1 protein-coding gene is annotated in these 25855 nt (G+C 73.8%); it reads left to right on the plus strand.

The window, feature by feature from the left end; all coding sequences use genetic code 11:
• The first annotated feature begins 259 nt into the window (after window positions 1-259).
• Window positions 260-25828, plus strand: coding sequence for a type I polyketide synthase (locus tag ACH4SI_RS41275; RefSeq protein WP_398305953.1), 25569 nt, complete (start codon window positions 260-262; stop codon window positions 25826-25828).
• Window positions 25829-25855 lie beyond the last annotated feature (27 nt).

The raw sequence follows: 25855 nt of genomic DNA on the forward strand, positions 1-25855 counted from the left end.
CTCACTCCCTCCTCGTCGCCGCCCAGGCGGCCAACTCTTCTCTCGCTACTGAACTCCGAACAAGGTTTTCCTTAGTGCCGCTCAATTCCTTGTAGGGAATCCACGAGTCGTCCGTCCGGATAATCGGTCAGCACCGGGTGATTCTCGCCATCGGCGACCACCCCCTGGCATCCGCGCGTCCGCATGGGCGGCGACCGTACGGGCCAGGAGCCACCTCCACCGTTCACCCCGGCTCCGCCCCGACACAGCGGGAGAAGACGTGTCCGATCACGCTCGTACCACCTCGTCCGTCCCACTGTTCTCAGGAGCGGGCCTGCCCCGGCCCTGGGTGCTCTCCGGGCGCGACGCGGACGCGGTACGGGACCAGGCCCGTGTGCTCCGCACCTGGCTGGACGAGCGTGTGGGGTGGTATCCCGAAGCTGTCGGGCAGGGCCTGCTGCGGACCACCCCCGGCCCCCTGCCGTACCGGGCTGTGATCGTCGGCGAGGAGCCGGACGCATTCCTCGCCGGTCTCGACGCCCTCGTCGCGGGCACCGCGGCGCCCCAGGTCACCGAGGGCAGCCATCGGGGGGAGCCGGGCGGCCCGGTGTTCGTCTTCCCCGGGCACGGCTCCCCACGGCCCGGCCTGGCACGCGAACTGGCGGAGTGCTCACCGGTCTTCGCCGCCCGGCTGCGGGAGTGCGCCGACGCGTTCGCCCCGTACCTGGGCCGGCCGCTGCCGGACACGCTGAACATCCTGGAAACGCCGACCGGGCGGTGCGACGACGCACCCGCGCCCCCCGACGCCGCGGAGTCCGCCGCCCTGTTCTCGTTCATGGTGTCGCTGGCCGCGATGTGGCGGGCCGCCGGGGTGGAACCCGGCGCGGTGGCCGGAATCGGCCTCGGCGAGATCGCCGCGGCCCACGTCGCGGGCCTGCTGTCGCTCGACGACAGCGCCCGCGTGATCGCAGGAGCGGACCGGCCGCGGACACCGGGCGACGGCCGCGCCGGCCTGGCGGACCTCACACCGCGCGGCGCCCGTGTTCCGTTCTACTCCTCCGCCACCGGCGGCCGGTGGCAAGGCCACGGACCGGACGCCGCTCATGTGATCCGGAATCCGGGCGAGCCCGGCCGGTTCCCGGACGCCACCGCCGCCGCACTCGAAGACGGCCACAGCTACTTCCTCGAAGTCGGCCCGCACCCGCTGCTGACCTCCGAACTCGAAGCCGCCATCGAACGGTCCGGCAGGCCCGCCGTCGCCCGGGCGACCCTGCGGTGCGGCGAGAGTGGCCCGGTCCGCTTCCTGCACGCCGTGGCGGAGTACTACGCCACGGGCGGTGCGCCCGACTGGGCCGCCGTCCTCGGGGAGACCGGCACCGATCCGAGGGAACTGCTGATGAATCTGCCGAAGCAACCGCCGGCCGAACTTCCGGGGCAGTCGACGGACGAGTGCGGCACGGGACGTGCGAACCGAACAGGGGGGCCGACGGCCCGGGATCCAGAAGCCGCCGTGTCCGCCGACGCCGGCACACCGCCGGACGACGCGATCGCCGTCGTGGGCCTCTCCTGCCGCTTGCCGAAGGCGGCGGACCCGGAAGCGTTCTGGCAGGCCCTGCGGTCCGGCGTGAGCGCCATCGAGGAGGCACCGCCCGGCCGATGGGAAACACACGCCTCGGACCCCGGGACGTCCGGCATCCGCTGGGGCGGGTTTCTCGACCACGTCGACCGGTTCGACCCGGGCTTCTTCGGAATCTCACCCCGCGAAGCCACCACGATGGACCCGCAGCAACGGCTGACCATGGAACTCAGCTGGGAGGCCCTCGAGGACGCGGGAATCGTTCCCGGAACGCTCAGGGGCAGCGACTGCGCCGTCTTCGTGGGCGCCATCGCGGACGACTACGCCACACTGACCCGCCGGCAGGGGACCGACGCCCTCACCCGGCACAGCCTGACCGGCCTCCACCGCAGCATCATCGCCAACCGCGTCTCCTACTTCATGGGCCTGCACGGGCCGAGCCTGACCGTCGACACCGGCCAGTCGTCGTCGCTCGTCGCCGTACACCTGGCCTGCGAGAGCCTGCGCACAGGCACCTCCACCCTGGCCATCGCGGGCGGTGTCAACCTGAACCTGCTCGCCGACGGCACCGCCGCCGTCGAGAAGTTCGGCGGCCTGTCGCCCGACGGCCGGTGTTTCACCTTCGACGCCCGGGCCAACGGCTACGTCCGGGGCGAGGGCGGCGGCCTGGTCGTCCTCAAGCCCCTGAAGAAGGCGCTGGCCGACGGCGACTCCATCCACTGCGTGATCCGCGGCAGCGAGGTCAACAACGACGGCGGTGGTGACGGTCTCACCACGCCGAACCCCCACGCCCAGCAGGAGGTCCTCCGCCTGGCCTACGAGCGGGCCGAAGTGGACCCGGCACAGGTCCAGTACGTGGAACTGCACGGCACCGGGACCAAGGCCGGCGACCCCGTCGAGGCAGCCGCTCTCGGTGCGGTCCTGGGAGCAGCCCGTCCCGCCGACCGCCCGCTCGCCGTGGGCTCTGCCAAGACCAACGTCGGCCACCTCGAAGGCGCTGCCGGAATAGTCGGGCTCATCAAGACGGCGCTCGCCATCCGCCACCGCGAGCTGCCACCGAGCCTGAACCACGAAACCCCCAACCCGGCCATCCCCCTCGACACGCTGCGCCTGCGCGTGCAGCGCGAACTGGGCACATGGGAGAACCCCGAACGGCCGCTCGTGGCCGGCGTGAGCGCCTTCGGCATGGGCGGCACCAACTGCCACCTGATCCTGGCCGAAGGCCCCGCCGCCCAGGACCGCCCGGCCGCTCCGTCGAACCCCGAGCCGGGAGAATCCGCCGGGACCACCGCCGCCGACGAGCCGCGTCCCGCCCTCCCCTGGGTGATCTCCGGCAGGACCCAGACCGCCCTGAGCGCCCAGGCCAGGCGGCTGCGGGCACACGTCCGGGACCACCCCGAGCTGGAACCGTCCGACCTCGGCTTCTCGCTGGCCACCACCCGCGCCGACTTCCCCTGCCGCGCGGCCGTCCTCGCCACCGACCGTGGCGGCTTCCTGCGGGGCCTGGACGCCCTTGCCGACGGTGGCACCGCCCACGGTGTCCTACGCGGCACAGGACCGGCCGGTGACCGGGCGGTCTTCGTCTTCCCGGGCCAGGGCTCGCAGTGGGCCGGTATGGCAGTCGAACTGCTCGACTCCTCCCCGGTCTTCGCCGCCCGCATGCGGGAGTGCGCCGACGCGCTCGCCCCCCACGTGCCATGGTCCCCGGAGGACGTCGTGCGCGGGGTGCCGGACGCCCCCGGTCTTGACCGCGTCGACGTGGTCCAGCCCGTGCTGTGGGCGGTGATGGTCTCCCTGGCCGCCCTCTGGCGCTCGTACGGGGTCGAGCCCGCGGCCGTGGTCGGCCACTCCCAGGGCGAGATCGCCGCCGCCTGCGTGGCGGGCGCCCTCTCCCTGGAGGACGCCGCCTGCGTGGTGGCCCTGCGCAGTCAGGTGCTCGCGGACCTCGCGAGCCGGGGCGGCATGGTGTCCGTCGCGCTTCCCCTTGACGAGATCACCGGCAGGCTGGAGCCGTGGGGCCCACGGTTGTCCGTCGCCGTGGTCAACGGCCCCGGCTCCGTGGTCGTCTCCGGCGACCCGGAAGCACTGGACGACCTCGTGCGGACGCTGGCCGCCGACCGCGTCCGGGCCCGCAGGCTCCCTGTCGACTACGCATCGCACTCCACCCAGATGGAGGAGATCCGTACCAGACTCCTGGACACGCTGCCCGACATCACACCGACCCCGACGGACATCCCGTTCCACTCGTCGATGGAGGGCGGACCGCTCGACCCCTCGGCACTGGACGCCGGGTACTGGTACAGCAGCCTGCGGCACACCGTCCGCTTCGACCAGGCCGTCGAGGGACTCCTCGGCCAGGGACACCGGATCTTCATCGAGATGAGCCCGCACCCCGTCCTGGGGACGGGGGTGGGCGAAACCGCGGAAGCGGCCGGTCACGAGGCCGTCTACGTGGGCTCGCTCCGCCGTGGCGAGGGCGGCCTCGACCGGTTCGTCACCTCGCTCGCCACAGCACACGTCCACGGCTCCACCGTCGACTGGGCCGCCGTGTTCGCCACCGCGCTCACCGACCGGCGCCCCCGCCGGGTCCCGCTGCCGACCTACGCCTTCCAGCGCCGGCGCTACTGGCTGTCCGAGACCGCCACGGCCGACGGCCCGGCCCTCCGGCTACCGACCGCCGCCGGCCACGCGGACGGCGTACCCGTCGAGTCCCCCGACGCCGCCGACCCCCTCGAACACGCCGAATCCGACGGACGGTCCTGGGCACACCGGACGGCCGGCCTGTCCCGGGCGAAGCGGCAACGGACAGCGCTGGAACTGGTCCGGGCCCATGTCGCCGCCGTCGCCGGCTACCCCTCACCGGAAGCGGTCCAGCCCGGCCTCACCTTCAAGGAGCTGGGCCTCGAATCGCTCACCCTGGTCGAGCTGCGCAACCAGCTCACCACCGCGACCGGACTACGGCTCGAGACCGCCGTGGCCATCGACCATCCCACCCCCACCGCACTCGCCGGCCACCTCGCGTCGCTGATCGCCGAATCGCCGCAGGCCCCCACCGCACCGACCGCCGCCACACCCGCCGCCGACGAACCCATCGCCATCGTCGGCATGAGCTGCCGGCTTCCCGGAGACGTGGACTCGCCGGAGAAGCTGTGGCGGTTCGTCACCGCCGGAGGCGACGCGGTCTCCCCGTTCCCGGCCGATCGCGGCTGGGACACCGACAGCCTGTACGACGCCGCTCCGGGCCGTCCGGGCAAGACCACCACCCGGCACGGCGGCTTCCTCCACCAAGCCGCCGAGTTCGACGCGGACTTCTTCGGGATCTCCCCGCGTGAAGCCCTGGCCATGGACCCGCAGCAGCGGCTGCTGCTGGAGACCGCCTGGGAAGCCTTCGAAAGCGCGGGGATCGACCCCGCGTCCCAGCGGGGCAGGGCGAACGGTGTCTTCGCCGGGGTCATGCACAACGACTACGGCCCGCGCCTGCACGAGGCGACGGAAGGCACCGAAGGGCACGCCCTGACCGGCACGTCCAACAGCGTCGCCTCCGGCCGCCTCGCCTACACCTTCGGCTTCGAAGGACCGGCGGTCACCGTGGACACCGCCTGCTCGTCGTCCCTGGTCGCCCTGCACCTCGCCTGCCAGGCCCTGCGCCAGGGCGAGTGCGACATGGCGCTGGCGGGCGGTGCGACGGTCATGTCGACCCCCGGCATGTTCGTCGAGTTCAGCCAGCAGCGTGGCCTCTCCGCCGACGGCCGCTGCAAGCCCTTCGCCGCGGCCGCCGATGGCACCGGCTGGGCCGAAGGCGCGGGCATGCTGCTCGTCGAACGCCTCTCCGACGCCCGCCGCCGTGGCCACCACGTGCTGGCCGTCGTACGGGGCAGCGCGGTGAACCAGGACGGCGCGTCCAACGGCCTGACCGCCCCCAACGGCCCCTCGCAACAGCGTGTGATCCGCCAGGCCCTCGCCAACGCCGGGCTGAACCCCGCGGAGGTCGACGCCGTCGAAGCCCATGGGACCGGTACCACCCTGGGCGACCCGATCGAAGCCGACGCCATCATCTCGGCGTACGGAAGCGGACGGGACGAGGACCAGCCGCTGTGGCTGGGCTCCCTCAAGTCCAACGTCGGGCACACCCAGGCGGCGGCGGGTGTGGCCGGCGTCATCAAGATGGTGCTGGCGATGCGGAACGGCGTGCTGCCGCGCACGCTGCACATCAACGAGGCCACCCCGTACGTGGACTGGTCGGCCGGCACCGTACGGCTGCTGACCGAGCCCGTGGCGTGGCCGGAGGCCGACCGCCCCCGGCGGGCGGGGGTGTCGTCGTTCGGCATCAGCGGCACCAACGCCCACACCATCATCGAACAAGCCCCCGAGGCCGAGCAGCCCGCCGGTGTCGCGGAGGAGCGGCCGTGGACGGCACCTGTGGTGCCCTGGGTGCTGTCCGGCCGCAGCGAGCAGGCCGTACGGGCGCAGACCGCACGGCTCGCGGCGTTCCTCGACGGGGAGCCCGGCGCTTCCGCCGCCGACCTCGGCCTGTCGCTCGCGACCACGCGCGCGGCGTTCGAGCACCGCGCGGTGGTGCTGGGCACCGACTACGACGCCCTGCGAGCGGGTGTCTCGACACGGGCCCACGATGGCGCCCTCATGGTCTCCGGCGTGGTCACGGAGGGCCGTACGGGCTGGATGTTCACCGGACAGGGCAGCCAGCGCATCGGCATGGGGCGCGAACTGTACGGCGTCTACCCGGCCTTCGCCGAGGCCCTGGACGAGGTGTGCGAACACCTCCAGGCCGCGCTGGACGGCGCCACGGAGTTCCCGGTCCCCGTACGGGAGGTGCTGTTCGCGGCGGCGGGCTCCGCCGAGGCGGAACTGCTGGACCACACCGGCTACGCCCAGACGGCACTGTTCGCCGTCCAGGTCGCGCTCGTGGAACTGTTGCGGTCGTGGGGCACCGCCCCGGACGTGGTGCTGGGGCACTCGGTCGGTGAGTTCGTCGCCGCGTACACCGCGGGTGTCTTCGGAGTGGCCGACGCCGCCCGGCTGGTGGCAGGCCGTGCCCGGCTCATGCAGGCGCTCCCCTCGAACGCCGGGGGCTCGGGAAGTGATTCCGCCGAGGGCGGTGGCGGGCGACGCGCCGGCGGGGCGATGGCGGCCATCGAGGGATCCGAGGACGAGGTCGCCGAGATCCTCACCGGGCTGGGCGCGCACATCGCGATCGCGGCCGTCAACGGCCCGAGGTCGGTCGTGGTCTCCGGTGACGAGGACGCGGTCGAACGGGCCATGGCCACCGCCCGTGAACAGGACCGCCGGGCGTCCCGGCTGCGGGTGAGCCACGCGTTCCACTCGCCGCTGATGGAGCCGATGCTGGCGGAGTTCGCCGAGATCGCGGCGAGCGTCACCTACCGGCAGCCGAACCTCCCGGCCCTCAGCACGGTCACCGGTGAGCCGGTCGGCGAAGAGGACTGGGCGACCCCCGACTACTGGGTGCGCCAGGTACGCCGTCCCGTCCGCTTCCACGACGCCCTCGAGAACGCCACCCGCACCCAGGGCGTCACCCGCCTGCTGGAGGTCGGTCCTGACCCGGTCCTGACCACGCTCGCCCAGTCCGCCCTGGACATAGCGGCCGTGCCGGCGCTGCGCGAGGGGTGCGACGAGGCCGTGACCGTGCTGACGGCGGTGGCCGAGCTGTTCGTCCGCGGAGTCGAGGTCGACTGGGGCGCGTACTTCGCCGGGACCGGTGCGCGGCGGGTGGACCTGCCGACGTACGCCTTCCAGCGGCAGCGGTTCTGGCTGCCGGACCTGGCCGTCGCGAGGCGGGAGGTGCCCGGCACGGCCGACGCCGGCGAGGCCGCCTTCTGGGATCTGGTCGAGCGGGGCGACGCCGATGCGCTGGCCGGGCGGCTCGGCGTCGGGCCGGCCGCGCCGCTGGACGCGGTGCTGCCGATGCTGTCGGACTGGCGCAAGCGGCAGCGGGAGCAGTCCGAGCTGGCGGGCCGGCAGTACCGGATCACGTGGAAGCCCGTGCCACGCCGGGCCACCGCCCGGCTGTCGGGCACCTGGCTGGTGGCGGTCCCGGGGGAGACCGGCGCCGCATACGACGATGTGGTCGAGGCGTTGCGGGCGTCCGGCGCGGAAGTGATCGTCGTGCCGGTGGCCGACGCGGACACCCGGGAGTCGCTGGCCGACCGGTTCCGCGCCGAGGACGCCGAGCCGACGGGTGTGGTGTCCCTGCTGACGAGCACGGTCACGACCCTGCTTCTGGTGCAGGCGCTGGCCGATTCCGGGACCGGGGCGCGTGTGTGGTGTGTGACCCGCTCCGCGGTGTCGCTCGGTTCCGGTGAGCGGTTGGCGAATCCGGAGGGGGCCCAGCTGTGGGGTCTGGGCCGTACGGTGGCGCTGGAGCAGCCGGACCGGTGGGGCGGGCTGATCGACCTGCCCGAGGACGCCGACGAGCGCAGCCTCGCGCGACTGGCGCCCGTGCTCGCCGCGACGGATGGCGAGGACCAGGTCGCGGTGCGGCCGTCGGGCGTGTTCGGGGCCCGGCTGGTGCGCGACACGGCCGCGAGCGACGACACGGATTCCTGGCGGCCGCGCGGCACGGTGCTGGTGACCGGCGGTACGGGCGCACTGGGCGGGCATGTGGCCCGGTGGCTGGCCTCTTCCGGCGCCGAACGCCTGCTGCTGGTGTCCCGTCGGGGCGCCGAGGCGCCCGGTGCGGACGAACTGCGGTGCGAGCTGGCCGACTTGGGCGCCGAAGTCGCCTTCGCGGCCTGCGACGTCGGTGACCGTGCGGCCGTACGGGAGGTGCTGGACGCCATTCCGGAGGAGGCGCCGCTGACCGGAATCGTCCATACGGCCGGGGTCCTCGACGACGGCCCGGCCACCGAGCTGACGCCGGAACGGATTGCCCGCGTCCTCGCGGCGAAGGCGGACGCCGCGCGCCATCTGCACGAGCTGACGGCCGGCCGTGAGCTCGACGCCTTCGTCCTCTTCTCCTCGATGACGGGCGTGCTGGGCAACGCGGGCCAGGCGGCCTACGGCGCCGCCAACGCGTACGTGGACGCCCTGGCGCACCACCGGCGTGGCCTGGGGATGCCGGCCACTTCGGTGGCCTGGGGTCCGTGGAGCGGCGACGGAATGGCCGCCGACGGTCGGGTGGCGGAGCACTTCCACCGCCTGGGCGTACGCCTGCTGGACCCGGACCGGGCCATCGCCGCCCTGCGGAGTGCGCTCGACGACGGCCGCGCGGCCCGTGTCGTGGTCGACGTCGACTGGGAACGCTTCGCGGCCTCGATGGCCTTCACCCGCCCCGGCCCGCTGATCGCCGAGCTTCCCGAGGTCGCGGACCAGGCGCGTACTCGGGTCGCCGACCCGTCCGCTCCGGCGGGCGGTGAGCTGGCGCTGCGGCTGCGGGAGCGCCCGGCCGCCGAGCAGGACCGGATGCTGCTGGACATGGTGCTGTCGCAGGTCGCGGCCGTGCTCGGGCACGCCACCCCGGCGACCATCGACCCGGCGCGGGCGTTCAAGGAGCTCGGCTTCGACTCGCTGACCGCCGTCTCGTTCCGCAACCGGCTCGCCACCGCCACCGCCCTGCGTCTGCCCACCACGCTGATCTTCGACCACCCCACGCCCGCCGCGCTCACGGCCTTCCTGCGCGGGCAGGTGCTCGGCGTGACGGCCGACGAGGCCGCGCACACCGACGCGGCACTCGCGCCGCTGGGTTCCGGTGACGACCCGATCGCGATCGTGGGCATGGGCTGCCGCTTCCCGGGCGGCGCCGCCTCGCCCGAAGAGCTGTGGGACCTGCTGTCCACGGCCCGTGACGGGCTCTCGCCCTTCCCCGTGGACCGAGGCTGGGACGCCGACGGGCTGTTCGACCCCGACCCGGCCCACCCGGGGACGTCGTACGTCCGTGTCGGCGGATTCCTGCACGACGCGGCGGAGTTCGACGCGGAGCTGTTCGGGATCTCGCCGCGTGAGGCCCTGGCCATGGATCCGCAGCAGCGGCTGCTGCTGGAGACCGCGTGGGAGGCGCTGGAGCGGGCGGGCGTCGACCCGCTGTCGCTGCGCGGCTCGGCCACCGGGGTGTTCGCCGGGACCAACGGCCAGGACTACCAGCACACCGCGCGGGGCCCGGCCGCGGACGTCGAGGGATATGTGACCACCGGGTCCGCGGCCAGCGTCCTGTCCGGCCGGGTCTCCTACGCACTGGGCCTGGAAGGTCCCGCGGTCACGGTGGACACCGCCTGCTCGTCGGCGCTGGTGGCCCTGCACCTGGCCGCCCAGGCGCTGCGGGCGGGCGAGTGCCGGATGGCCCTGGCCGCCGGCGCCACCGTCATGGCGACACCGGACCTCTTCGTGGACTTCTCCCGGCAGCGCGCGCTGGCGGCGGACGGCCGCTGCAAGGCGTTCGCGGAGGGCGCGGACGGCACCGGCTGGTCCGAGGGTGCCGGGGTGCTGGTGCTGGAGCGTCTCTCCGACGCCCAGCGCCTCGGTCACCCGGTGCTGGCGGTGGTGCGCGGCAGCGCGGTCAACCAGGACGGTGCGTCGAACGGTCTGACGGCGCCGAACGGCCCGTCACAGCAGCGGGTGATCCGCCAGGCCCTCGCCGCGGCCAGGCTGTCGCCCGCCGACGTGGACGCGGTGGAGGCACACGGCACCGGCACGAGCCTTGGCGACCCGATCGAGGCGCAGGCCCTGCTGGCCACGTACGGTCAGGGCCGTGACGGCGGTGAGCCGTTGTGGCTGGGCTCGGTGAAGTCGAACCTCGGCCACACCCAGGCCGCCGCCGGAGCCGCCGGACTGATCAAGATGGTCCTGGCGCTACGGGAGCAGCGACTGCCGAAGACGCTGTACGCGGACGAACCCTCCTCCCGCGTGGACTGGGAATCGGGCGCGGTACGGCTGCTGACCGAGGCCCGGGAATGGCCGTCGGGCGACCGTCCGCGCCGGGCCGGAATCTCCTCGTTCGGGATCAGCGGCACCAACGCCCACCTCATCCTCGAAGAAGCCCCCCAGGCCGCACCGGCCGCCGTCGAGGAGCCGTCGGCCGAGCTGCCGATCATGCCCTGGGCGCTGTCGGGTCGCACCGCGCAGGCGGTGCGGGCCCAGGCCGGCCGCCTCGCGGCTTTCCTCGACACCGGGGACGGCTCCCCGCTCGACATCGGCTTCTCGCTGGGCACCACCCGCGCCACGCTGGAACACCGCGCCGTGGTCCTGGGCGGCGACCTCGACGCCCTGCGCTCGGGCGTCACCGCGCTCGCCGACGGCGATGACACGGTCATATCCGGCGTCGTTGGCGAAGGCCGTACGGGCTGGATGTTCACCGGACAGGGCAGCCAGCGCGTGGGCATGGGCCGCGAGCTGTACGGCCAGTTCCCGGTGTTCGCCGAGGCCCTCGACGAGGTCTGCGCCCAGCTGGACGCGGCATTGCGCGGCGAGCCGGGCTTCGAGGCGCCGGTGCGGGACGTGCTCTTCGCGCCGGAGGGTTCGTACGAGGCCGGGCTGCTGGACGACACGGGCTACGCGCAGACCGGGCTGTTCGCGGTCCAGACGGCGCTGGTCGAGCTGCTGCGCTCGTGGGGCATGAGCCCGGACGTGGTGTTCGGCCACTCGGTCGGTGAGTTCGCCGCCGCTTACGCCGCGGGTGTCTTCGAACTGGCCGACGCGGCCCGGCTGGTCGCGGGCCGCGCACGGCTGATGCGGGCGCTGCCCACGGGTGGTGCGATGGCCGCCATCGAAGCCACCGAGGCCGAGGCCGTCGAGGTCCTGGGCACACTCCTGGACGGCGAGCGGCTGGCGATCGCGGCGGTCAACGGCCCGGACGCCGTGGTGATCTCCGGGGACGAGGCCGTGGTCGAGCAGGCCATGGCGAGCGCGCGGGAGCAGGGCCGCCGGGTGTCGCGGCTGCGGGTGAGCCATGCGTTCCACTCGCCGCTGATGGAGCCGATGCTGGCGGAGTTCGCCGAGATCGCGGCCACCATCGATTATCGGCAGCCGACGTTTCCCGCGATCAGCACGGTCACCGGAGACCTGGTCGGCGGGGAGGACTGGGCCACCCCGGAGTACTGGGTGAACCAGGTGCGCCGCCCGGTGCGCTTCCACGACGCCGTCGTGACGGCGACCGCGGAACATGGCGCGACCCGCCTGCTGGAGCTCGGCCCCGCCCCGGTGCTCAGCGCGCTCGCGCAGTCCGCCGCGGGCAGCACGGTGGCCATATCGGCGCTGCGCGAGGGACGGGCCGAAGCCGAGACCGTGTTCGCGGCTGTGGCCGAGATGTTCGTACGGGGCGCGGACGTCGACTGGCCCGGCGTGTTCGCCGGGACCGGCGCGCGGCGGGTGGACCTGCCGACGTACGCCTTCCAACGCCGTCGGTTCTGGCTGCCGGACCAGGCGACCGAGCAGCCGGAACACACCGTTGGCGGCGGCGCCGAAGGGATCGAGACCGAGTTCTGGAACCTGGTCGAGCGGGGCGATGCCGATGCGCTGGCCGAGCGGCTCGGCGTCGAGTCGGCCGCGCCGCTCGACGCGGTGCTGCCGATGCTGTCGGACTGGCGCGAGCGGCAGCGGGAGCAGTCCGAGCTGGCGGACTGGCGCTACCGGATCACGTGGAAGCCGGTGACCCTCCCGAACACCGGCCGGCTGTCGGGCACGTGGCTGGTGGCCGTGCCGGAGGCGGACGAGGCGCGGGCCGAGCCGTGTGTGCGGGCGCTGCGTGCGGGCGGCGCGGAGGTGCGCGTCCTGCCGGTCGCCGCCACGGACACCGCCGACACGCTGGCCGATCGCCTTCGTACCACCGCCGACGACGCTGCGGCGGGGATCGTGTCCCTCCTCGCCGAGGGCTCCGACGAACCGTCCACCGTGACCGCGACGACGCTGACGCTGATTCACGCGCTCGGCGACACCGACCTCCCGGTGTGGTGCGTGACCCGCTCGGCGGTCTCGGTCGGGTCGGGCGAGCACCTGGCGAATCCGGCGCAGGCTCAGCTGTGGGGCTTCGGCCGTACGGTGGCGCTGGAGCAGCCGCGGCGCTGGGGCGGCCTGGTGGACGTGCCGGAGAACGCCGACGAGAAAGCGTGGACCCGCCTGGTGTCCGTGCTCGCGGCCGCCCACGGCGACGGCGAGGACCAGCTCGCGGTGCGGCCCTCGGGCGTGTTCGCGGCCCGTGTGGTCCGCGACCGGGCGGGGGCCCCGGACGGCGAAGGCTGGCGGCCGCGCGGCACCGTGCTCATCACCGGCGGAACCGGCGCCCTGGGCGGGCAGGTCGGTCGCTGGCTGGCTTCGCGCGGTGCGGAGCACCTGGTGCTGGTCTCCCGCCGGGGCGCTCGGGCCCCGGGCGCGAAGGAGCTGTGCGAGGAGCTGACCGCACTCGGTGCGCGGGTTACCGTCACCGACTGCGACATCACCGACCGCCAGGCCCTCGCCGCCGTGCTCGACGGCGTTCCCGAAGACGCGCCGCTGACCGGCGTGGTGCACACCGCGGGTGTGCTGGACGACGGCCTGGCCACGGATCTGACGCCGGAGCGGCTGGCCGGTGTCCTGGCCGCGAAGGCGGGTGCGGCGCGGCATCTGCACGAGCTGACCGCGGAGCTGGAGCTGGACGCCTTCGTGCTGTTCTCCTCCATCGCGGGAGCGCTCGGCAACGCGGGTCAGTCGGCCTACGCCGCGGGCAACACCTACCTCGACGCGCTCGCGCAGCACCGGCGCGGCCTGGGCCTGCCCGCCACCTCGGTGGCCTGGGGCCCCTGGGGCGAGTCCGGGATGGTGACGGACGGGGGCGTGGAGGAGTACCTGCGGCGGCGCGGCCTCAAGGCGCTTCCGCCGCGGCGCGCGATGGCGGCCTTGCAGCAGGCCATGGCCGAAGGCCGCGTGTGCGCGATGCTGGCCGATGTGGACTGGCAGCGCTTCGCGCCCTCGTTCACCTCCTCCCGGCCCAGCGCCCTGATCGGCGATCTCCCCGAGGCCGCCGCAGCGCGCGCGGCCGACAGCTCGGCTCACGCCGCTCCGGCCGACGGCGAACTGGCGCGCCGACTGAGCGGGCTTTCCGCGCAGGAACAGGGCCGCCTCCTGCTGGACTTGGTGCGGTCCCAGGCCGCGGCGGTGCTGGGGCACGCCTCACCCACCGCGATCGCCCCGGAGCGCCCGTTCAAGGACCTCGGTTTCGACTCGCTGACGGCGGTGGACCTGCGCAACCGCCTGGGCGGTGCGACCGCCCTGTCGCTCCCGACCACGCTGATCTTCGACTACCCCACGCCCGCCGCCCTCACGGCCTTCCTGCGCGGGCGGTTGCTGGGCGGGTCGGCGGACCAGGACGGCACTCCGGAGGCGACGGCCCCGGCCGCCGACGAGCCGATCGCGATCGTGGGCATGGGCTGCCGCTTCCCGGGCGGGGTCGCCTCGCCGGAAGCGCTGTGGGACCTGGTGACCTCGGGCGGCGAGCGGATGTCCCCGTTCCCCGACGATCGCGGCTGGGACGTACCGGGGCTGCTCGACGCCACCAGCGCGGCGATGGGCACCGAATACGCCGGGGTCGGCGGATTCGTGCCGGACGTGGCCGACTTCGACGCGGAGCTGTTCGGGATCTCGCCGCGTGAGGCGCTGGCCATGGATCCGCAGCAGCGGCTGCTGCTGGAGACCGCGTGGGAGGCGCTGGAGCGGGCGGGCATCGGTCCGCTGTCGCTGCGCGGGTCGTCGACCGGTGTCTTCGCGGGGATCTCGGCAAACGGGTACGGCGGCTTCGCCCACGAGGACGGCGGCGAATCCGCCGGCTACCTGCAGACCGGCAGCACTCCGAGCGTGGCCTCGGGCCGCCTGTCGTACGTGCTCGGCCTGGAGGGCCCGGCGGTGTCGGTCGACACCGCGTGCTCGTCGTCGCTGGTCTCGCTGCACCTGGCCTGCCAGGCGTTGCGGGCGGGGGAGTGCGATACGGCGCTGGCCGGTGGCGTCACGGTGATGGCCACCCCTGCCACGTTCGTCGAGTTCTCCCGGCAGCGCGGGCTCGCGCCCGACGGCCGGTGCAAGGCGTTCGCCGAGGCGGCGGATGGCACCGGCTGGTCGGAGGGTGCCGGGGTGCTGGTGCTGGAGCGGCTGTCGGAGGCTCGGCGGCGTGGGCACGATGTGCTGGCGGTGGTGCGCGGGAGTGCGGTCAATCAGGATGGTGCGTCGAATGGTCTGACGGCGCCGAACGGTCCGTCGCAGCAGCGGGTGATCCGTCAGGCGCTGTCCTCGGCGCGGCTCTCGGCGTCGGACGTGGATGTGGTGGAGGCGCACGGAACGGGGACGCGGCTGGGCGACCCGATCGAGGCGCAGGCTCTGCTGGCGACGTACGGTCAGGGCCGGGACGGCGGTGAGCCGTTGTGGCTGGGCTCGGTAAAGTCGAACATCGGCCACACGCAGGCCGCCGCCGGCGCCGCCGGAATCATCAAGGTGGTCATGGCGCTGGCCGCCGAGCGGCTGCCCCGGACGCTGCACGTGGACCAGCCGTCGTCCCACGTCGACTGGGCGTCCGGCTCGGTCGAGCTGCTGACCGAGGCGAGGGAATGGCCCCGGGCCGAACGCACGCGCCGCGCCGCGGTGTCGTCGTTCGGGATCAGTGGGACCAACGCCCACGTCATCATCGAAGAAGCCCCCGAGTCCCCGGCGCCGACCCCGGACGCCGCCGAGGAGCCGCCGCCGGTGGACCTGCCGGTGGTGCCGTGGGTGCTGTCCGGCCGGACGCCGGAGGCCCTGCGGGGCCAGGCCACCCGGCTGGCGGCCTTCCTGGACGAGCGGGCCGACGGACAGGGCCCGCCCCCGGCCGACGTGGGTTTCTCCCTCACGACGACCCGCACAGCGCTCGACCATCGCGCCGTCGTGCTCGGCTCCGACCGGGACGGGCTGTACGAAAGCGTCGTCGCGTTGGCCGACGGTGCCTCGCTGGTGTCCGGTGTGGTGTCGGAGGGGCGTGCTGCGTGGATGTTCACGGGCCAGGGGAGCCAGCGGCTGGGTATGGGCCGTGAGTTGTATGGCGTGTTCCCGGTGTTCGCGCGGGCCTTGGATGAGGTGTGCGGTTTTCTGGACGCGGAGCTGGCGGGCAGGCCGGGGTTTGAGCACCCGTTGCGGGAGGTGTTGTTCGCGGCGGAGGGTTCTGCGGAGGCGGCTCTGCTGGAGGGCACCGGGTATGCGCAGTCGGCGTTGTTCGCGGTGCAGGTCGCGTTGGTGGAGTTGCTGAGGTCGTGGGGTGTGGTGCCGGATGTGGTGCTGGGCCACTCGATCGGCGAGTTCGTCGCGGCGTATGCGGCGGGTGTGTTCGAGCTGGGGGATGCCGCCCGGTTGGTGGCGGGTCGTGCGCGGTTGATGCAGGCGCTGCCCTCGGGTGGTGCGATGGCGGCGATCGAGGGCACCGAGGCCGAGGTCGCCGACATCCTCAGCGGGCTTGCCGAGGGGGAGCGGGCCACGGTCGCGGCGGTCAACGGGCCGAGCGCGGTGGTGGTGTCCGGTGACGAGGACGCGGTCGAGCGGGTGATGGCGGTGGCGCGGGAGCGGGGCCGCCGGGTGTCCCGGCTGCGCGTCAGCCACGCGTTCCACTCGCCGTTGATGGAGCCGATGCTGGCGGAGTTCGCCGAGGTCGCGGCGGGTGTCGCCTACCGGCAGCCGGTGCTTCCGGCTGTCAGCACGGTGACGGGTGCCCTTGTCGGTGGGCAGGACTGGGTCACTTCGGAGTATTGGGTGGATCAGGTCCGGCGTCCGGTGCGCTTCCATGACGCGTTGCTGACCGCGACCGGTGAGCAGGGTGCGACCTGGTTGCTGGAGGTCGGGCCTGACCCTGTTCTGAGCACGCTGGCCCAGGCGGGGGCCGAGCCGGCGGTGGCGGTGTCCACCTTGCGTGCGGGGCGGGCCGAGGCCGAGGCCGTGCTGACGGCCGTCGCGGAGCTGTATGTGCGGGGCGCGGGCGTCGACTGGCCCGGCGTGTTCGCGGGGACCGGTGCCCGGCGGGTCGAGCTGCCGACCTACGCGTTCCAGCGCGAACGGTACTGGCTGGACAACCCGCGCCCGGCGATCGACACCAATGGGCCGGGCCTCGGCGCGGCCGGGCACCCCATGCTGGGCGCCACCGTACGGCTGGCGGACTCGGACACCGCGGTCCTGCAATCGCGGCTGTCCGTGGCGACTCACCCCTGGCTCGCGGACCATGTGGTCGGCAGCTCCATCGTGGTGCCGGGCACCGCCTACGTCGAACTCGCCGTACAGGCCGGCGACCAGGCCGGCTGCGACCGGGTCGAGGAGCTGACCCTGCGGTCCCCGATGGTGGTGCCGCGCGACGGCGCGGTCCAGGTGCAGATCGCCATCGAGCCCGCGGAAGGCGAAGGCCCGCGGACCGTGCGGATCCACTCCCGCACCGAGGGCGGTCCGGCCGACCGGCCGTGGACCCTCAACGCCACCGGCACCCTGACCGCCGATCAGCCCGCCGCCGACTGGGATCTGCGGGCCTGGCCGCCCGCTGGTGCGGAGCCGATGCCGGTCGACGGGCTCTACGAGCGGCTGGCGGGGACAGGTATGGCCTACGGCCCGGTGTTCCGGGGGCTGCGGGAGGTCTGGCGGCTGGGCGACGACCTGTTCGTGACGGCCGCCCTGCCCGAGGAAGCCAAGGCGGACGCGACCGGCTTCGGGCTGCACCCCGCACTGCTGGACTCCGTCCTGCACGCCCTCGGAGTCGACTACCCGGCGCAGGCACCGGACGAAGCTGACGGCCCTGGCAAGGCGTTGCTGCCGTTCCTGTGGTCCGGCGTATCGCTGTCGGCCGTCGGCGCGCCCGAGGTGCGGGCACAGCTGTCCGTCCGCGCACCGGGAGAGGTCGGACTGCGCGTCGCCGACACGTCCGGTGAGCCCGTCGCCGAGGTCGACGCCCTCGTACTGCGGCCCGTTTCGGCCACCGACACGGCCGCCGCGGCTTCGGCCGTCGACAGCCTGTTCCGGCTCGACTGGATCCCCGCCCCCGACCCCGCAGCCGACCCCGGGGAGCCGGAGGCCTGGACCGTGCTGGGCGACGCGCGGCCATGGCAGGACGCCGGGATCCCGGCGACCGGCCGCGCGGGCCTCGCCGAACTCGTCACCGCCCTGGACGGCGGCGCCGACGTTCCCGGCACCGTTCTGCTCCCGGTCACGCGGGCCGACGGTGCCGGTGCCGAGGCCCGGGTGACCGAGGCCGTGAGCGGCGTGCTCCGCGTCGTACGGGAGTGGCTGGCCGAGCCGCGTCTGGCCACGTCCCGCCTCGCCGTGCTCACCTCGGGCGCCGTCGTCGAGTCCGACGATCTCGCCGGCGCCGGGGTGTGGGGGCTGGTGCGCTCGGCGATCACCGAGAACCCGGGCCGGTTCGTCCTGGCGGATACCGACGGCGAGCAGGCTTCGTACGAGGCGCTGGCCACAAGCCTGACCGATCTCGCCGAGGCGGGCGAGAGCCAGCTCGCGGTGCGGGGCGGCCAGGTGCTGCTGCCGCGCGTCGCCCGGATGACCGGGCCCGCGGAGGCCTCGCCCGCATGGCGGGCGGGGGGCACGGTCCTGGTGACCGGTGGCACCGGCGGCCTCGGCGCGCTGGTGGCGCGCCATCTCGCCACCACGCACGGAGTACGGAACCTCCTGCTGCTGTCCCGCCGCGGGCCCGACGCCCCCGGCGCGCGGGAACTCCGGCAGGAGCTGGCGGACCTCGGCGTCCGGGTCACGATCGCCGCGTGCGACGTGGCCGATCGCGAGGCGCTGGCCCGGGCACTGGCCGCGATTCCCGAGGACGCGCCGCTCAGCGGTGTGGTGCACACCGCCGGTCTGCTGGACGACGGAGTCATCACCGACCTGACCCCGCAGCGGCTGGGCCGCGTCCTGGCGGCGAAGGCCGAATCGGCCCTGCACCTGCACGAACTGACCCGTGACCGCGAGTTGGACGCGTTCGTCCTCTTCTCCTCGATCTCGGGGATCGTCGGTTCGTCCGGCCAGTCGGCGTACGCGGCGGGCAACGCCGTGCTCGACGCTCTCGCCACGTCCCGGCGGGCCCAGGGCCTGCCGGGCGTGTCGCTGGCGTGGGGCGTGTGGGAACATGCCGATGGTATGGGCGGCCGCCTCCGCCACGCCGACATGACCCGCATGCGCAGGCAGGGGTTCCCCGCCCTCGCCACCGACGACGCGCTCGCACGGCTGGACCTCGCGGCAGGGTCCGGCGAGGCCCTCGTACTGCCCGTCACACTCGACATCACCGCTCTCGCCGCGCGTCGGGACAGCCTGCCCAGCGTGCTGTTCGGGCTCGTCCCGGCCACCAGGCGGCGGCGCGTCGCCGGACAGGCCGCCGACGGCGACCAGAGCGCGCTGGCACGCAGGCTGCGCGGCCTGCCCGTCGCTGAACAGGACCGGGAGCTGCTTGCCCTGGTGCAGTCGCAGGTCGCGGCGGTGTTGGGGCACTCATCGGCCGCCTCGGTCGACCCGGCCAGGGCGTTCACGGACCTCGGTTTCGACTCGCTGACCGCGGTGGACCTGCGTAACCACCTCAACACCGCGAGTGGGCTACGGCTGCCCGCGACCCTGGTGTTCGACCACCCCAGCCCCGCCGCGCTCGCCGCGTACCTCCGCGAGCGGCTGCTGGGCGGGGAAGCGGAGCGGGAACAGGAGAAGACCGCGGCGGCCGCCGTACGGAGCCGGGGCGCGGCCGACGAGCCCATCGCGATCGTCGGCATCGGCTGCCGCTACCCGGGCGGAGTGACCTCGCCCGAGTCGCTGTGGGAGCTCGTGACCTCCGGCGGGGACGGCATCACCCCCTTCCCGGGCAACCGCGACTGGGACATCGAGCGGCTCTACGACCTCGACCCGGACCATGCCGGTACCTCATACGTCCGCGAAGGCGGGTTCCTGCACGACGCCGCCGACTTCGACGCCGAGCTGTTCGGGATCTCGCCGCGTGAGGCGCTGGCCATGGACCCGCAGCAGCGGCTGCTGCTGGAGACCTCCTGGGAGGCGCTGGAGCGCGCCGGAATCGACCCGCACTCGCTGCGCTCCACGGCCACCGGCGTGTTCGCGGGACTGATGTACCACGACTACGCGTCGCGGGTGCACGCCGTACCGGACGAGGTCGAGGGCTTCCTCGGCAACGGCAACGCGGGCAGCGTCTTCTCTGGCCGCATCTCCTACGTCTTCGGCTTCGAAGGCCCGGCGGTCACCGTGGACACCGCGTGCTCGTCGTCCCTGGTCTCGCTGCACCTGGCTTGCCAGGCGTTGCGGGCGGGGGAGTGCGACACGGCTCTGGCCGGTGGCGTCACGGTGATGGCCACCCCTGCCACGTTCGTCGAGTTCTCCCGGCAGCGCGGCCTGGCTGCCGACGGCCGGTGCAAGTCCTTCGCCGAGGCGGCGGATGGCACCGGCTGGTCGGAGGGTGCCGGGGTGCTGGTGCTGGAGCGGCTGTCGGAGGCCCGGCGGCGTGGGCACGACGTGTTGGCGGTGGTCCGCGGGAGCGCGGTCAATCAGGATGGTGCGTCGAATGGTCTGACGGCGCCGAACGGTCCGTCGCAGCAGCGGGTGATCCGTCAGGCGCTGTCCTCGGCGCGGCTCTCGGCGTCCGACGTGGATGTGGTGGAGGCGCACGGAACGGGGACGCGGCTCGGCGACCCGATCGAAGCCCAGGCCCTGCTCGCGGCCTACGGCCAAGCCCGCACCGACGACGAGCCGCTGTGGCTGGGCTCGATCAAGTCGAACATCGGGCACACCCAGGCCGCGGCGGGCGCGGCAGGTGTGATCAAGATGGTAATGGCGCTGCGCGCCGGGCAGTTGCCGCAGACGCTGCACGTGGACGAACCCTCGTCGCATGTGGACTGGGAAGCCGGAGCGGTCAGGCTGCTGACCGAGGCTCGTGGCTGGCCGCGGGGGGAGCGTCCGCGCCGGGCGGGGGTGTCGTCGTTCGGAATCAGTGGGACCAACGCGCACGTGATCATCGAAGAGGCTCCGGCCGCCCCGGCCGTAGCCGTGGAACGGCCGTCGGCCGACCTGCCGGTGGTGCCATGGGTGCTGTCGGGGCGGAGCGCGCGAGCGGTGGAGGCACAGGCCGGGCGTCTGGCGGAGTTCCTCGACGAGCGGGCCTCCTCCGCCGTCGACGTGGGCCTTTCGCTGGTGACGACGCGCGCCGCCCTGGAACACCGCGCGGTGGTGCTGGGCGCCGACGACGCCCTTCGCGCGGGTCTGGCCGACCTGGACGGCCCTTCGGTGGTGTCCGGTGTGGTGTCGGAGGGGCGTGCTGCGTGGATGTTCACGGGGCAGGGCAGTCAGCGGCTGGGTATGGGCCGTGAGTTGTATGGCGTGTTCCGGGTGTTCGCGCGGGCCTTGGATGAGGTGTGCGGTTTTCTGGACGCGGAGTTGGCGGGCAGGCCGGGGTTTGAGCACCCGGTGCGGGAGGTGTTGTTCGCGGCGGAGGGTTCTGCGGAGGCGGTTCTGCTGGAGGGGACCGGGTATGCGCAGTCGGCGTTGTTCGCGGTGCAGGTGGCGTTGGTGGAGTTGCTGCGGTCGTGGGGTGTGGTGCCGGATGTGGTGCTGGGCCACTCGATCGGCGAGTTCGTCGCGGCGTATGCGGCGGGTGTGTTCGAGCTGGGGGATGCCGCGCGGTTGGTGGCGGGTCGTGCGCGGTTGATGCAGGCGCTGCCCTCGGGTGGTGCGATGGCGGCGATCGAGGGCACCGAGTCCGAGGTCGCCGACATCCTCAGCGGGCTTGCCGAGGGGGAGCGGGCCACGGTCGCGGCGGTCAACGGGCCGAGCGCGGTGGTGGTGTCCGGTGACGAGGATGCGGTCGAGCGGGTGATGGCGGTGGCGCGGGAGCGGGGCCGCCGGGTGTCCCGGCTGCGCGTCAGCCACGCGTTCCACTCGCCGTTGATGGAGCCGATGCTGGCGGAGTTCGCCGAGGTCGCGGCGGGTGTCGCCTACCGGCAGCCGGTGCTTCCGGCTGTCAGCACGGTGACGGGTGCCCTTGTCGGTGGGCAGGACTGGGTCACTTCGGAGTATTGGGTGGATCAGGTCCGGCGTCCGGTGCGCTTCCATGACGCGTTGCTGACCGCGACCGGTGAGCAGGGTGCGACCTGGTTGCTGGAGGTCGGGCCTGACCCTGTTCTGAGCACGCTGGCCCAGGCGGGGGCCGAGCCGGCGGTGGCGGTGTCCACTCTGCGTGGTGGCCGGGCCGAGGCCGAGGCCGTGCTGACGGCCGTCGCGGAGCTGTATGTGCGGGGCGCGGGCGTCGACTGGCCCGGCGTGTTCGCGGGGACCGGTGCCCGGCGGGTCGAGCTGCCGACCTACGCGTTCCAGCGCGAACGGTACTGGCTGGAGGCATCGGCTCCGGCCACCGACGCCGACGGCCTCGGCCTCGGCGTGACCGAACATCCGCTGCTGGGCGCGGCCGTGACCGTGGCGGGCTCGGAAACCCTCCTGCTGACGTCCCGCCTCTCGGTGCGGTCCCACCCCTGGCTCGCCGATCACGCGGTCGCGGAATCGATCGTGGTCCCCGGCACCGCGCTCGTCGAACTCGCACTCCAGGCGGGCGACCAGCTCGGCTACGGCCGACTGGACGAACTGACCCTGCGGGCCCCGCTCGTGCTGCCGAAGGACGGCGCGGTGCAGATGCAGCTCAGCGTGGAACCGCCCGAGTCCTCCGACGGGAACCCGGAGGGAAACGCCGACGAGCAGCGGCGCACGCTGAAGCTGTACGCACGCCCCCAGGACTCCGCGACCGGACAACCGTGGACCTTGCACGCCACCGGCACCCTCGCCGCCGAGCGGCCCGCCGCCGACTGGGACCTGGCCGCGTGGCCGCCCCCGGGCGCCGAGCCGGTGCCCACCGACGGGCTGTACGAGCGACTGGCCTCGGCCGGGCTGGCCTACGGACCGGCCTTCCAGGGACTGCGAGAGGTCTGGAGGCACGGCGAGGACCTCTTCGTCGAGGCGGCCCTGCCCGAGCCGCTGGCCGGCGACGCTTCGGCGTACGGACTGCACCCGGCGCTGCTCGACACCGTCCTGCACGCCCTGGGACTGCGGGAGCAGGCGGTGGACGGCGCGTCGCTGCCGTTCCTGTGGTCGGGCGTGTCGCTGTCCGCCGTCGGCGCCGCCGCCGCACGCGTACACCTGACCGTGCGCGGGACGGGCGAGGTGGGGCTGCGGATTGCCGACACGGCGGGCGACCCGGTTGCCGAGGTCGAGTCGCTGGTGCTGCGCCCGATGTCGCCGGCCGACCTGGCCGGGGCGGGCTCGCCGGTCTCCGACAGCCTGTTCCGGCTGGACTGGGTCCCCGCGCCCGCCCCCCTGAGCGGGTCGTCCACCCCCGTCGGCCGCTGGGCGATCCTGACCGGGTCCGACGACACGCGGAACGGCCTGCCCGACGTGGGCGTCGGCGCCTCCCGGTATGCCGACCTCGCCGCGCTGAGCGCGGACTTGGACGCCGGCGCCGAGGTGCCCGACACCGTACTGCTCCCACTTCACCCCACCGCCGTCGGCACCGGGGCGAGCACCGACGCCAGGGTGACCGCGACCGTCACCGAGGTGCTCGGCATCGTGCGGGACTGGCTGGCGGAGGACCGGCTGGCCGGGTCCCGGCTGGCGGTGCTGACCGAGGACGCCGTCGAGGTCTCCGCCGAAGACGGTGAGGAGCCCGCCAGGACCTCACTCGCGGGCAAAGGCGTGGTCGACGTGGCCGGGGCCGGAGTGTGGGGCCTCGTCCGTACGGCGATCAGCGAGAACCCCGACCGGTTCCTCCTCGCCGACACCGATGGCCGCCGGGAGTCCTACCAGGCGCTGGCCGCGCAGCTGCCCGGCCTCGCCGAGGCGGGCGATGCGCAACTGGCCGTACGCCGCGGCAAGGTGTGGCTGCCGAGGGCCGTCCGGATGGCCTCGGGCGGAGTGCTCGTGCCCCCCACGACCCCTGACTCCGGCCTGGGCGCCGGACTCGGGTGGCGACTGGACATCGTCGCCCAGGGGCGCCTGGACGGTGTCGCGCTGGTGCGCGAGGACATGCGGCCCCTGCTGCCCGGCCAGGTGCGGGTGGGCGTACGTGCCGCGGGCATCAACTTCCGCGACGTGCTCAACGTGCTGGGCATGTACCCGGGCGACGCGGGCCGCATGGGCCTCGAAGGCGCCGGCGTCATCCTGGAGGTCGGACCCGGCGTGACGAACTGGGCCGTCGGCGACCGCGTCATGGGCATGCTCGACGGCGCCTTCGGCCCCGCCGCGGTCGCCGACGCGCGCATGCTGGCGCGGATTCCGCGCGGCTGGTCCTACGCGCAGGCGGCGTCGGTGCCGATCGTGTACCTCACCGCGTACTACGCCCTGATGGACCTCGCCGGGCTGCGGGCGGGCGAGTCGATCCTCATCCACGCCGCCGCCGGTGGCGTGGGCATGGCCGCCGTGCAGCTCGCGCACCACCTGCAGGCCGAGGTCTTCGCGACCGCCAGCCAGGGCAAGTGGCCCACGGTCCGTGAACTCGGTGTCGGCGCCGACCACATCGCCTCGTCCCGCACCACCGAGTTCGAGCAGACCTTCTCCCGGGCCACCAACGGTGCCGGCGTGAACGTCGTGCTGGACTGCCTGGCCGGGGAGTTCGTCGACGCGTCCCTGCGCCTGACGCGTCCCGGCGGACGATTCGTGGAGATGGGCAAGACGGACATCCGCGACGCGGACGAGGTCAAGGCCGGCTACCCGGGCGTGTCGTACCAGGCGTTCGACGTGATCGAAGCGGGCCCCGACCGGATCGGCGAGATGCTGGCCTCGCTGCTGGAGCTGTTCGAACAGGGTGCGCTGCGCCCGATCCCGGTCACCACCTGGGACATCTCACGGGCCCCGGAGGCCCTGCGGTTCCTCGGCCAGGCGAAGCACGTCGGCAAGGTCGTGCTGACCATCCCGGCGCCGTGGCACGAGAGCGGCACCGTCCTGGTGACCGGCGGCACCGGCGGCCTCGGCGCGGTGCTGGCACGCCACCTCGTCACCCAGCACGGGGTCCGGGACCTGCTGCTGCTCTCGCGCCGTGGCGCGGACGCCCCCGGCGCGCGGGAACTCGAAGGGGAACTGACCGCTCTCGGTGCGCGGGTCACCATCACCGCCTGCGACGTCGGCGACCGGGAGGCATTGGCCCGGGCGATCGAGACCATCCCCGAGCGGGCCCCGCTCACCGGAGTGATCCACACGGCCGGAGTGCTCGACGATGGTGTGATCACCGGCCTGACCCCGGAGCGGCTGGCCCGGGTCCTGGCCGCCAAGGCGGACTCCGCGCTGCACCTGCACGAATTGACCGCCAAGTCCGACCTGAGCGCCTTCGTGCTGTACTCCTCGATCTCCGGGGTGATCGGATCCCCGGGACAGGCGGCCTACGCGGCGGGCAACGCGGTTCTGGACGCGCTGGCGGCATCCCGCCGCGCCCAGGGCCTGCCGGGCGTGTCCCTGGCCTGGGGCATGTGGGAGAACACCGACGGCATGGGCGGCCGGCTGGCCGAGGCGGACCTGGACCGCATGCGCCGCCAGGGATTCCCGCCGCTGTCCACCGACGACGCGCTGGCGCTGTTGGACACCGCCCTGCGGGTCAACGAGCCGGTGGCCCTGCCCGTCACCCTGCGGACCACGGCACTGGCCGCGCGACGGGACAGTCTGCCCAGCGTGCTGCACGGCCTGGTGCCGGCCGCACGGCAGCGCCGCACCGCGGGCCAGGCGGCCGCGGGCGGGGGCGAGGGCCTGGTCCGGCGGCTGCGGGGGCTGCCCGCGCCCGAGCAGGACCGGCTGCTGCTGGAGGTCGTACAGGCCCAGGTGGCCTCGGTGCTGGGACACTCCTCGGTGGCCGCGGTCGACCCCGCCAGGGCGTTCCGGGACCTCGGCTTCGACTCGCTGACCGCGGTGGACCTGCGTAACCGGCTCAACTCGGCCACTGCCCTGCAACTGCCCGCGACGCTGATTTTCGACCACCCGACGCCCGAAGCGCTCGTCCTGGCGTTGCGGGAGAGGCTGCTCGCCGACGCCGCTCCGGCTCAACGCACCGCGCACGGTGCCGAGCCGGGAGACGACGGGGTGGATCCGCAGGTGAAGGAGCTTCTTGCGGCGATCCCGATCACCCGGTTGCGGGAGTCCGGCGTGCTGGACATGCTGCGCCGGCTCGCCGAAGCCGCCGGAACCGCCGAATCCGCCGACACCGACGGGGCAGGCGGGACCGCGGCGGAACCGGCCGCCGAGCGGAGCGACGCCGAATCCCTCGACTCGATGGGCGCCGACAGCCTCGTACAGCTGGCCCTGAAGCGTGTGAGGCCGATGTAGCCCGGGCGCCAGTGGCGGACAGGTCCG

The organism is Streptomyces sp. NPDC021212 (genome assembly GCF_044332925.1).
Taxonomy (GTDB): Bacteria; Actinomycetota; Actinomycetes; order Streptomycetales; family Streptomycetaceae; genus Streptomyces.